8 protein-coding genes, 1 pseudogene and 1 riboswitch are annotated in these 12,684 nt (G+C 37.4%); of the genes and pseudogenes, 8 read left to right on the top strand and 1 reads right to left on the bottom strand.

Annotated elements, in window-relative coordinates:
• Positions 1 to 237 precede the first annotated feature (237 nt).
• From QDN89_RS04395 to pepF, 5 genes and pseudogenes are all read left to right on the top strand, one after another.
• Positions 238 to 624, top strand: a complete 387-nt coding sequence (locus QDN89_RS04395; protein WP_280768873.1) for a GntR family transcriptional regulator — start codon at positions 238 to 240, stop codon at positions 622 to 624.
• Positions 617 to 1,522: an ABC transporter ATP-binding protein gene (locus QDN89_RS04390; RefSeq protein WP_280768872.1), complete on the top strand. Its 906-nt coding sequence runs from the start codon at positions 617 to 619 to the stop codon at positions 1,520 to 1,522. Before QDN89_RS04395 ends, QDN89_RS04390 begins: the two co-directional genes overlap by 8 nt.
• Positions 1,494 to 3,455, top strand: coding sequence for a DUF6449 domain-containing protein (locus QDN89_RS04385; RefSeq protein WP_280768871.1), 1,962 nt, complete (start codon positions 1,494 to 1,496; stop codon positions 3,453 to 3,455). The genes QDN89_RS04390 and QDN89_RS04385 overlap by 29 nt, the downstream gene beginning before the upstream one ends.
• Positions 3,456 to 3,562: 107 nt before the next feature.
• Positions 3,563 to 3,787 (top strand): annotated as a pseudogene (locus tag QDN89_RS04380) (hemin ABC transporter ATP-binding protein); the annotation flags it as partial.
• A 269-nt stretch (positions 3,788 to 4,056) separates the two neighbouring features.
• A complete protein-coding gene (gene pepF / locus QDN89_RS04375) occupies positions 4,057 to 5,844 on the top strand; it encodes an oligoendopeptidase F (RefSeq protein ID WP_280768870.1) in 1,788 nt (595 codons plus the stop codon).
• A gap of 228 nt (positions 5,845 to 6,072) precedes the next feature.
• Here pepF and QDN89_RS04370 read toward each other — a convergent pair whose 3' ends face one another.
• Entirely contained in the window at positions 6,073 to 7,179 is a 1,107-nt protein-coding gene (locus tag QDN89_RS04370; RefSeq protein WP_280768869.1) for a hypothetical protein, read from the bottom strand.
• 430 nt (positions 7,180 to 7,609) lie between these two features.
• Between QDN89_RS04370 and QDN89_RS04365 the strand changes: the two genes are divergently transcribed.
• From QDN89_RS04365 to thiC, 3 genes are all read left to right on the top strand, one after another.
• Positions 7,610 to 8,371: a dimethylarginine dimethylaminohydrolase family protein gene (locus QDN89_RS04365; protein WP_280768868.1), complete on the top strand. Its 762-nt coding sequence runs from the start codon at positions 7,610 to 7,612 to the stop codon at positions 8,369 to 8,371.
• A 28-nt stretch (positions 8,372 to 8,399) separates the two neighbouring features.
• The gene (locus QDN89_RS04360) at positions 8,400 to 10,022 is read left to right on the top strand and encodes a M20/M25/M40 family metallo-hydrolase (RefSeq protein ID WP_280768867.1); all 1,623 of its coding nucleotides are present in this window, start codon (positions 8,400 to 8,402) and stop codon (positions 10,020 to 10,022) included.
• Between the two features lie 610 nt (positions 10,023 to 10,632).
• Positions 10,633 to 10,745, top strand: a riboswitch (TPP riboswitch).
• A gap of 147 nt (positions 10,746 to 10,892) precedes the next feature.
• On the top strand, positions 10,893 to 12,677 hold the full coding sequence (thiC, locus tag QDN89_RS04355) for a phosphomethylpyrimidine synthase ThiC (protein WP_280768866.1): 1,785 nt from the start codon (positions 10,893 to 10,895) through the stop codon (positions 12,675 to 12,677).
• The last annotated feature ends 7 nt before the right edge of the window (positions 12,678 to 12,684 follow it).

Below are 12,684 nucleotides of genomic sequence, written 5' to 3'. Positions count from 1 at the left end.
ACTTAGTTTTAGCTTCTATTTTTAATCTTGACTCTTGTTATTAACATTTCACTAAATTTCGTCATCAGGTAGGGGGAGTTAAATGTTTCGGTAACCGAATGATTCACAAGAACCGTCCCCATTCATCACCCATTCATCACCCATTCATCAATTGGAAAATAATAGTTGTATTGTTGTATTACCCGTATTACAATGGATAATACAGATGGTGTGAGTGGAAAGAAGGGAGGTTCAAAGATGTTCAAATTAGATACGAGAAGTCGTGTCGCAATTTATGAGCAGTTAGTGGAACAATTAAAGACGATGATCATTCGAGAAGTTCTTCAAAAAGACGAAAAATTACCTTCTGTAAGGAATCTCGCTCAAGAATTAACAATTAATCCGAACACGATTCAAAAGGCTTATCGAGAATTAGAGATTGAAGGATTTATCTATACGATACCAGGAAAAGGCAGTTTTGTTTCTCATTTGGAAAAAGATGCTAATGAGGAGCAGCTTGCTTCACTTCGACAAGATATTGAAAAGAAAATTAAAGAATATTTATTTTTAGGTGGTTCTAAACAAGAACTGATGGATTGGTTAAAAGATGTGGACGAGAAAGAAAGGGGAAGAGAAAATGATTAAAGCCGATACTGTGAACAAACGATTTGATGATTTACAAGCCATTTGTAATTTGTCTCTTCGTGTAAACAAAGGATCCATTTATGGATTACTTGGCTCAAATGGAGCAGGTAAATCAACGTTTTTAAAGATACTTGCAGGAGTATATAAGCCTGATAATGGTGAAGTGACGATAAATGAACAGCCTGTTTACGAAATACCGAGCACGAAACAAACTGTTTTGTTTATTTCTGATCATCCTTACTTTTTCAATCAAGCATCCCTTTATGATATGGCGAGTTTTTATTCGGGTGTTTACGAAAGATGGAACCAGAAACGTTATGAACAGTTAACAACACATTTTCGAATGGATCCAAAAAAACGATTGAATCGAATGTCAAAGGGGATGCAACGTCAAGCAGCGTTTATTTTAACATTGTCTGTCATGCCAGATGTGATGATTCTAGATGAACCTTTTGATGGACTCGATCCTGTCATTCGCCAGCAAATGAAAAACTTGATCATGCAAGATGTCGCTGACCGTGAGCTTACCCTCATTGTTTCGTCTCATAATCTACGTGAAATGGAAGATTTTTGTGATTTTGTAGGTGTTCTTCATGAAGGAGCATTATTGTTTGAAAGAGATTTAGATGAATTGAAAACAGACATCCATAAATTACAAATTGCTTTTAAAGGTGGACCTAATGAAGAAAAACTTAAGGAGGGTATGGATATTCTCCATTATGAAATCAAAGGAAGTATTGCATTCTTAATTGTAAATGGATTAAAAGAAGATATTCTCGCTAAGGTGAACCGATTAAATCCTGCAGTGGTAGATATCCTACCTTTAACATTAGAAGAAATATTTATTTATGAATTAGGAGGAGTCGGCTATGAAATCGAAAATCTTATTGTGGAATAAAGCATTATTTAATCTACAATTACGAACGGTTAGTTGGTTTAGTATCCTTCTGACACTGTTGCTCTTTGTCATGATACCAATCAGTATTCTCGTCCAAGAGATTCGATTTGGACCAGGTGCACCAATGAATTATCATTTGGGGACCGGTTCTCTAAATGCGTTAAGTGAATTTTCATTTCCAGTTCAATTAATAGTTTTTGCCATATTTCCTGTCATTATAGGTATCATTTTGTTAAATTTTTCAACAAAAAAAGAAGCAACTTATTTCATGCATAGTTTGCCATTTACTAGACAAAGCATTTTAACAAACACATATATAGCAGGGATTGTTGCACTGCTTTCTCCAATTTTTCTGACAGGGATCGCTGTAGGTATTTTGAGATTTTTTCTAGAAGATCCTTTTTATTCCTACTTCGATCTTCTCGCATGGGTCGGGATTTCTACATTTATCATATTGTTTCTATTTCTCGTAACGATGACGATTGGTATATTCGTTGGGAACGGACTCCTTCATGGGGTGTTAACCTATACTGTTATTATTGTTCCTGCTCTATTAATCGTGTTAACACTGACGAATTTACAGTACTTTATCTCAGGATTAGCTCTTACGTCGTATACAGAAACACTGATTACTAAAGGGATATTTTTCTATCGTTTAGTTGATTTAAGAAATGTTCCATTTACCATTTTTGAATATGTGATATATATATTCATTGCAGGATTTCTCGTATTTCTCTCCTATGTCATGTATGCAAAAAGATCATCTGAAGCTTCGGACCAAGCCATTGTGTTTCCTGTTGTCCGATCAATTTTTCTTTATGGATTAACCTTTTTCGCCATGCTAATCGGGGGTCTTTATTTTACGGAAGCTCTTCAAGGTGGTTTTGCATGGACGATGCTAGGTTATTTAGTCGGAGCATTTATTGCTTATACAGTCTTACAAATGATTTTGCAAAAGAGTTTTCGACTCTCTTGGCCGTGGAAAGGATTTGTTGGTTACGTTGCAGCTATCATCCTTCTCATGATTCCGATAAATATTGGCGGAGCAGCTTATGAAAACAACATTCCGAACGTAGAAGATGTCGAGTCAGTTGCTATATATAGTTCTTATTCCTATGGAATTGATGATACAAGTGAAGCACCTCGATTAGTGAATCAAATTTCTATTGAGCAAGTGACTGATGTGCATCAAAAATTGATAACTTACGAAGATAATGATATCAAACGTTGGAACACGGTTACGATTGATTATGCTCTTAAGGATGGTAGTACGTTACGGAGAGAGTATAGTTTAAATGATTCTTTCGGAAGAGAAACAACAGAAGAACTTAGAAATAATGATGAATTTAAAAAAGCGTATGATCCTGTTTTTCAATTGAGAGATTTAGATATTACGTATGCATCAATTTTCCAACGTTATGGTGGAGACGGGGATACGAGAATTACAGACGAAGACCAATTGAATACGCTAATTTCTCTTCTAGAAGAGGATCTCGCTAATATACCTTCTCAAATGCTAGTAGAAGAAAATCGAAGTTACATTGGTGAACTTTATTTTAATACGAGTTCTAATCGACATGATCATTATTTTATGCTAAACGAGGATTATCAACAAACACTCGAATGGCTTAAGAAAAACGACTACAATGATTCCTTATTAACTTCAGAAAATATTACGTCCGTTTATGTTGTTCGCTCAACGGGAGACGATTTCTTTATGGAGATTGACGAGATGATGTATTCAACTCACAACATTTCTGATAACTTTCCTAACGCCTTTGAAACATCTGATAAAAATGAAATAAATGAATTATTAGACATCGGTACGGATTATTATCACAAAGATTATGTGATAATAATTGAAGGGATAAATGACTATCCTATATTTTTAGGTTTTGATAGTGAAGACGCACCTGATTTCATGGGTGGTTAATGGGGACGGTTCTCATTCATCATTCGACATTCGAAATACTTTTGGGAATGAAAGTTAAATGTCTTATGTACCGAAGCATATGATAAATATTGATATAGGGTAGTTCGAAAATAGCTATTGCTAGAACACTCATTCATAAACCTAAAATACTCTTTGCAGATGAACCAACAGCAAGTTTAGATTCTCGAAGATCTAAAGAAGTGATGGGTCTAATCGTGCGATTAACGAAAAGTTTAAATATCACAACGTTAATGGTCACTCATGACGAAGGAATGCTCTCTTATGCTGATGAGGTCATAACAATGAATGATGGTCTCATCATGCAAAAGTAAAGATGAAACGGACAAAATGGAGCCGTGACAAATATTTGTCACGGCTTTTATGAGGAAACTATTAAACAGACAGAACTTTCCAAAAGTCTGTTTCGAGTTTCTAAGGCGCATGAGGATCATCCATATTTTACACATCACCAAATAAATATTAAAATGACAGCATACTTTAAAATTGGGAATGGGGCGACGGGAACTATTTCGAGTCTCGAATGACGCGTGAGAACCGTCCCCATTCATCACCCATTCATCACCCCGAGAGGAGTTTTTATATGAAAGTGTATAAGTCTAGAAATGATGTTCCAGAGGCTGAAAAGTGGAACTTAAACGATATCTACAGTTCCGTTGAGGATTGGGAAAAGGACTACGGGAAAATTGAAGAATTAACAACAGAACTACATACATTTGATGGGAACATCACCGATGGTAAAACTCTTTTTACCTACTTAGACAAAGAAGAACAAGTGACAGCGTTGTTTAAAAATGTCTATGTATTTGCGAAATTAATGGGTGATATAGACACGAGGGAAACATTGGCTCAATCATTATTGGAAAAAGCGAGTCAGCTTGGTGTGAAATTGAGTTCGGCTACGTCATTTTTTACACCGTTCCTTTTAAGTATGGAAAAGAGTAGACTGGAAAGTTTTATCAAAGAAGATTCTAGGTTGGATTACTTCAAAGACGATTTGTATGATGCCTATCGTTATAAAGCGCATGTGTTAAGTAAAGAAAACGAAGAACTGTTATCTCAGTTAGGAGAAAGCCTTTCTTCTCCTAGTAAGACATTCGGAATGATCAACAATGCCGATATTAAGTTTGGTGATGTCACCGATGAAAACGGAATGAAAGTAGAGCTTACTCGCGGGATGTACTCGAAATTAATGGAAGATGAGGATCGAGATAAGAGAGAAGAAGCGTATAAAGCATATTATGTTCCATACGTGCAGTTGAAGAATTCGATTGCCTCAACCCTTTCTTCTGCGATAAAAAATAACGTGACGTTGTCAAAACTAAGACATTATCCTTCCGCGTTGGAAAAATCCTTGTTCGGTAAAAAGGTTCCAAAAGAAGTATACGAGAACCTCATTCAAACGACGAAAGATAACCTTCAATCGATGTACCGATATACGGAATTGCGAAAACAATCTTTAGGAGTAGACGAACTGAGACAATTTGATTTGGCTGTTCCTTTAGTGAATGGCGTAAAAGAAGACATTTCCTATGAGGATGCTTATGAAACAATGCTTAAAGCATTAGCGCCATTAGGAAGTGACTACATTGACGTTTTACAAGAAATGAAAAACGCTCGATATATTGATGTCCGAGAAACCCCGGGAAAAAGTTCTGGTGCTTACAATTTAGGACTTTACGGAACCCATCCGTTTATTTTATTGAACCATCAAGATGATTTAAATAGTTTATTTACCTTGACTCATGAAATGGGTCACGCGATGCATAGTCATTATTCCAATACGCACCAGCCGCAAATCACAGCGGGCTATACAATCTTTGTGGCTGAAGTAGCGTCGACAGTGAACGAAGTATTATTAATTAACTACTTATTGAAGAATGCCAAAAATGAAGAGTATCGTAAATATTTATTGAATCACTTTATGGATCAGTTTAAAGGGACATTTTTCACGCAAGTCATGTTTGCTGAGTTCGAAAAGAAAACACATGAAAAAGCGGAAAATGGAGAGCCTTTAAATGCCGAATCATTTAGTGAACTGTATGAAAAATTATTCCAAGAATATAACGGAGATGCTTTCGTTTTAGAGGAAGAAACAAAATACGGTTGGGCGAGAATTCCTCACTTTTACAGACCATTTTATGTCTTTCAATACGCGACAGGTTTCGCTGCAGCAATCGACATTGCGAATAAAATTTTGAATGGTGATGAAGAAACACTAGCAAATTACCTTGCGTTTCTGAAGAGTGGAAGTTCGGATTACCCGATTGAACTATTGAAGAAAACGGGAGTCGACTTAACAAGTCCAGAACCGATTGAAAATGCCCTCAACCTATTCGCAGAACTAGTCGATGAATACTCGAAACTATAACGATCATTGAGGAATGGGGACGGTTCTTATGCGGCATTCGCTGTTTCTTCTGAACAACAACAAAAATATTAAAACAAACGAGATTACTTTATAAAATTTCCTTATGGAAATGAAAAATCCTATTTAGTCAATAAACTCGTGAAATTCTAGTTCATCTATGTTCAATATGAATATAACACACGAAAAGCATGGAGCAATGAGGCTCCATGCTTTCTTCTAAATATATAATTATTTTATTCTTTCCCATCTCGACGATGATTCCAGCGTTGTTAGATTAATTTGTTGAATATATCTATACGTTTTTGGCCAATTGCAAAATAGTGACTTTTTGCTAAACATCATTTTTGTAAAAAGGGAGTTTGGAATTGCAGCCCAGCCGTCACTCGGGATTAATTCAATTGTTACACTACTATCTTCTCTTCGCACCGAATACTCTCCTGAAACATACCCCATCTTCTCATCTGCGCTGATTTTAAATGTACCTTTAAAATCGGAAGGATTCATTAAACTACGCACATCAGGAAAACCACCAGTGAACTCGACGATAAGATCGTGATTAGAATCCTTCAGTAAAATTTTCTCTAAAGATCGGTCTTCACCAAATTGATATTCTAAAGAATCACTCACGACTTTTCTATTCGCATCAGCAGTATATTCCTTTAGGACTTCATTTGTTGCATTAGCAAATTCAATAATTTGACAATCTTCACTATATCGAGTGTAATAGCGCAGCTGAAAATCTTTTGCTAACGGATACGGAAAGTTATCTATCGTGATAGGATTCCCATCAATGATTACTTTTGCTTTCGTTTTACGTTTGCGAACAAAATCGAAATCATAAAGAAAAAATAACGGAAGATACGAAGGGTTCTCCGTACTAGACCCAACAGGAGCTAAAAGATTTATGCCGTTCGTCTTTTTTGAAGTGTGTTCTGTAATTTCGACACGAATTTGTCTCCCGTACTTATCTGTAAATTGAAAAGAAAGGAAGATCTGGTCATTTTCTTTTTCAAATTTTGTATGTTCCATCCCTACTTTTTTTCGTTCACACAATCCTTTCCCAGTCACATCGAAACTATCATCTTTATCATCCATTAAATTCATATCATCATACACATCCACATACCCATCACGTCGATAAGCGATGACTCGATAGGCATGACCATACGTGAGATCATCAAAATACTGTGGTTCTAGTGCAATGTAGTGAGTATCAGGTTTTTTTTCAAAGTTAATAAGGGCTAGTTTTTTTAGAGGGAGACAGGAAAAACGAAACGGAATGACGACTGTTTGTTTATCCACCTTCATTGATTCTGAGTACTTTAACGTTTCCATTTCCAAGACCTCCTGTTAATTTTCTATTGCCTATAAAGGTTCCACGTTGCTATCAAAAGATCTCAACAAAGCCTTAATTTAAATATAATCGAATTAACTAACATTTGAAAGTGTATCTTTTCACAAACTCTGATTTATCTTATTAAATCTGTGAAAATGGGTTTACTACAGTTGATATATCTGTATAATGAGTGAAATTTTTGAAATAGTGTTAGAATAATTGTCAGAATATATTGTCTAATGTGACGGAGAAATGTAGAATGAAATAATATGCTACTTAAAAAATCAGTTTAGAGAATGGTATATATGAAAAGAATATTCGCTATTTTTTGCCGCAAAAAAACTTGTTTTACCTAGCGAATAAAGCTTATTCATAAAATGCGATTCCGTTTACAAATCATGTTAAATCATTTGTTAAGGAGATAAGATTATGTATAAACAGATCATAGTCAAAAAACCGAGTAATTCGTTTGTAAATGGATTGACGACAGTAAATTTAGGAAAACCAAACATCGAAAAGGTGCTAGAACAACACAACGATTATGTTGAAGCCATGAAAAAGGCTGGGGTCTCCGTCAAAGTGTTAGAAAGAGATGAAAACTATCCAGACTCAACTTTTGTGGAAGATCCCGCAGTTGTGACAGAGCGGTTTGCACTCATTACCCATCCCGGTGCCGAGACAAGAAAAGGGGAAACAATAGCGATTCACCATGCATTGCAGGAATTTCGAGATATATTTTATACTATTGAAGCACCAGGAACAGTCGAAGGAGGGGACGTGCTGCAGATCGATGACCACTTTTATATTGGTTTATCAAATCGAACAAACGAATTAGGGGCGAACCAATTTAAAGCTATTATGGAAGATGAGGGTTACAATGTAACTATTGTTAAACTGAAAGAATTTTTTCACTTGAAGACGGGGATAACATATCTTGGTGATAGAAGAGTTATTGCTGCAGGGGAGTTTATCGACCACCCTGACTTTAAGGAATATGAACAAATAACCGTTCCTTCAGAAGAAGAATATGCAGCAAATTGCCTTCGCGTAAATGATGTGGTGATTATGCCGAAAGGATATCCGATCACGAAAGAAAAAATAGAATCTGTAGGATACAAAACAATCGAAGTAGAGATGAGTGAGTTCCGCAAACAAGATGGAGGACTAAGTTGCTTATCCCTGCGATTTTAAGGGTTGTATAAAAAGGAGTGGACGGCTTATGACGATGCTTTGGTCTTCACCAGAAGCGATGGAAGAACTATTATGTGAATTAGTTGGGTGGGAAAGCCGAACATTTTCTCAAGGAGAGCGAGATTTTCCTGTTAAACTTCAAGAAAAACTGAAGTTACTACCATATTTCAAGGAGCACCCTAATCAGATTAATCTTCATGAAGCGGATGAGGGAAGACGATCACTAACAGCGCTTTATCGACATTCAGATCCAAACGTTACAAAAACGATTGTTATGTTAAGTCATTTTGATACGGTACAAACGGAAGAGTATGGTCATTTAACCCCATTTGCATTTGATCCTCATGCCCTTACGACAATGTTGGCGGAAGTAAAAGAAACATTACCAAAAGTGGCAAGAGATGATTTAGATTCCGGGGAGTATTTGTTTGGCCGCGGTGTCATGGATATGAAAATGGGACTCGTTTTGCATATGCATTTGATCGAACAAGCGATTAGAGAAGAGTGGAAAGTGAATCTACTTTTGCTTACGGTACCTGATGAAGAAGTTAATTCTGTCGGTATGCGAACGATGTTGCCACATTTATTAACGATTCAAGAAGGATTTGATTTGAAGTATTCCTTGTTTTTTAACAGCGAACCATCATTCACGCAACGACCTGGGGATGAAACACATTACATCTACACTGGTACGATGGGAAAAATCATGCCAGGCGCTTTGTTTTTCGGGAAAGAAACACACGTAGGAGAACCTTTGAGTGGAATCACAGCTTCTTACATGTCATCATATTTGTCTCAAGATATGGAATGGAACCCTGCTTTTCGTGAGAACGAGTTAGGAGAATCTACACCACTACCTGTTTCATTACAATTAAAAGATTTGAAGCTTGAATATTCTACCCAAACGCCTTATCGTGCAGCCGCATTATACAATATTTTTACGATGAAAAAAGACGCAGCTTCTGTTATGGACACATTTGAAGCCGTTGTAGAAAAATCCGTTGCACGTTGCCAAGCTGATTACGACAACCTTTGCGAGCGTGAAAATGTTCAAGGTTTCCCGGCAATAAGAGTTGTTCGTTATGATGAATTGTTTCGCTACGTTCAGGACAAATTTGATGATACGTTAGTAGAAGAAGCGACACGTCTCATTTTAGATGAAACGGAATGGGATGACCGGGATAAGTCGATTCGGATGGCTGGGGAGTGGATGTTACTCTGTCCAGAATTAGCGCCAGCAGTTGTTTTATTTTATGCTCCACCATATTACCCTTCCGTTAATTCATCAGACGATCCTCGTTGCCAAGAAGCAGTGGCAGCAATGAAAAAGGTAGGAGAAGAAGAAGGATTGCCTGTGGAACATATCCATTATTTTAATGGTATTTGTGATTTAAGTTATGTCAATTATGAAAAATCAACGAATGAACTAGAAGCGTACCGACAAAATACTCCGGTTTGGGGACATACGTATACCGTTCCATTTGAAGCGATGAGTCGTCTTCAGGCACCAGTATTAAATATTGGACCGTTCGGCAAAGATCCTCACCAGCGCACGGAACGATTACATCGTCACAATGCATTTGTTCATACACCGAAAATGCTTCATGAACTCATGCGAATTTGGAGAACGGAAGGAAAAGTCCGTTCCTAGTGATCGTTTGGGGAATGAGTGGGGAATGGGGACGGTTCTCATGCACCTATTTTCTTAATTTTGAGAAAATAGGTGTCTGATTTTTTGTCAGATTATTTTATTGAGGAAGACTTAGAAGAAAAATAAATTACGACCGGAACATGAACAATGATCACGTTCCGGTCGTTTTTATGTGGCAAAACTTCCGATTGATCCCTCTAAAAACCGTTCTAATTTCAGCGAGATCATAATTGTTTGACTCTCTCTGTTCGTTTTTTGGATTTATGCTTAAAAAAACGATTTTGTGCATGAATTATCAAGCTAATAAGTGAAGACGAGGTTTTTTTAGGATGACAAATCACCGTTCTAAGGAGAAACAGGACTTCTATGGAGAAAAATCGTAGGATTATGGAGAAAAAGAGGACCACTATGGATATAATTTGGACATCTATGGTGAAAAAGGACTGTTCTATGGTGAAATTAGAATCATTAATACTAATTAACGTTCACGATCAGATCAATTAGTCTTAGAGTGCCGAATGAGAACCGTCCCCATTCGGCACCCACCCATTCGCCACCTGGAAAAAGTTGACTTTTCTGAACCTTCTAGTATACTGTGTAGTAATCGAATAGAAATAACTAGGGGAGTCCAATAAGTTGGGCTGAGAAGAAACGCGTTAAAGTTTCTGACCCTTTGGACCTGATCTGGATCATACCAGCGTAGGGAAGTTAGAACGATCATCAATGCAACATAACTTCTGCATGTAGTTTAGCCGGGTCCTTCCATTATATTTATGGATCCGGCTTTTTTTGTGTTCTCTTATAGACTTTCACGTTCGGTATGGTCTGTATCTTGTCCTTCATTTATTAAAAAATAGGGAGAGATGTAGGATGTCAACGTCTTCATTTAACAGTGAAAATATTTCGATTATGTCAAGTTTTTCTAACAGTAAAAAGGTTTATGTATCAGGATCTCGTACTGATGTAAAAGTGCCGATGCGTGAAATTGCTTTAAGCCCAACAACAGGTTCTTTCGGTGAAGAAGAAAATCAACCCCTTCGAGTCTATGATACGAGTGGACCCTATACAGATCCAGAATACTCTGTCGACATTACGAAAGGTCTTCCTAGCATTCGTAGCATGTGGATTAAAGAACGTGGGGATGTGGAAGAGTATCAAAATCGCGAAATCAAACCGGAGGATAACGGATATAAAGATGCAAACGACCCTCGAGCGAACCATATGGTCTTTCCAGGTTTAAAAAGAAATGTTTTACGAGCTAAAAAGGGGAAAAATGTCACTCAACTTCATTACGCTAAACAAGGAATAATCACTCCTGAAATGGAATTTATTGCGATAAGAGAAGGAGTAGAAGCAGAATTTGTTCGCGATGATGTTGCCAAAGGTCGTGCGATTATTCCAGCAAATATTAATCATCCAGAAATAGAACCGATGATTATCGGACGTAACTTTCATGTGAAAATTAATGCAAATATCGGAAACTCAGCGGTTTCCTCTTCCATCGAACAAGAAGTAGAGAAGATGACGTGGGCTACACGATGGGGGGCGGACAATATTATGGACTTATCAACGGGAAAGGACATCCATAAAACCCGCGAATGGATTATTCGAAATTCTGCTGTGCCTGTTGGTACCGTGCCTATTTATCAAGCGTTAGAAAAAGTTGATGGTGTTGCAGAAGATCTAACGTGGGAAATCTACCTTGATACATTGATTGAACAGGCGGAGCAAGGCGTTGATTACTTCACGATTCATGCTGGTGTCCTCTTGAGATATATCCCTCTTACTGTAAATCGATTAACGGGAATCGTTTCCCGTGGAGGATCTATTATGGCACAGTGGTGTTTATATCATCATCAAGAAAGCTTTTTATATACTCATTTTGAAGAGATTTGTGAAATCATGAAAGCTTACGATATATCCTTCTCATTAGGCGATGGCTTACGACCAGGGTCCATTGCGGATGCAAATGATGAAGCGCAATTTGCAGAGTTAGACACACTTGGTGAACTAACAAAAATTGCTTGGAAGCACAATGTACAAGTGATGGTCGAAGGACCAGGGCATGTGCCCATGCACCTCATTAAAGAAAACATGGAAAAACAATTGGAGGTTTGTGATGAAGCGCCCTTTTATACGCTCGGACCACTTACGACGGATATTTCACCAGGTTATGACCACATTACTTCGGCCATAGGAGCGGCAATGATTGGCTGGTACGGAACGGCAATGCTTTGTTATGTCACGCCTAAAGAACATTTAGGACTACCGAATAAAGATGATGTTCGTGAAGGAGTGATTACGTACAAAATTGCTGCGCATGCTGCTGATTTAGCTAAAGGGCATCCAAGTGCACAAAAGAGGGATGATGCCGTTTCAAAAGCTCGTTTTGAGTTCCGGTGGAGAGATCAATTTAATCTTGCGTTGGACCCCGAGAGAGCTGTCGAGTACCATGATGAAACATTACCAGCTGAGGGGGCTAAAACTGCTCATTTTTGTTCTATGTGTGGACCTAAGTTTTGTAGTATGAGAATCTCTCAAGACATTCGTAATTACGCAAAGGACAATGAACTTTTTACAAAAGAGGATATTGAGAAAGGCATGCATAAGAAGTCAGAAGAGTTTAAAAAAGCAGGGAGCAATATTTATCAATAAAAAAATG

The sequence above is a fragment of the Salipaludibacillus daqingensis genome (genome assembly GCF_029891575.1).
Classification (GTDB): Bacteria; Bacillota; Bacilli; order Bacillales; family Salisediminibacteriaceae; genus Salipaludibacillus; species Salipaludibacillus daqingensis.
This window is presented reverse-complemented; position numbering and strand designations above follow the sequence as displayed.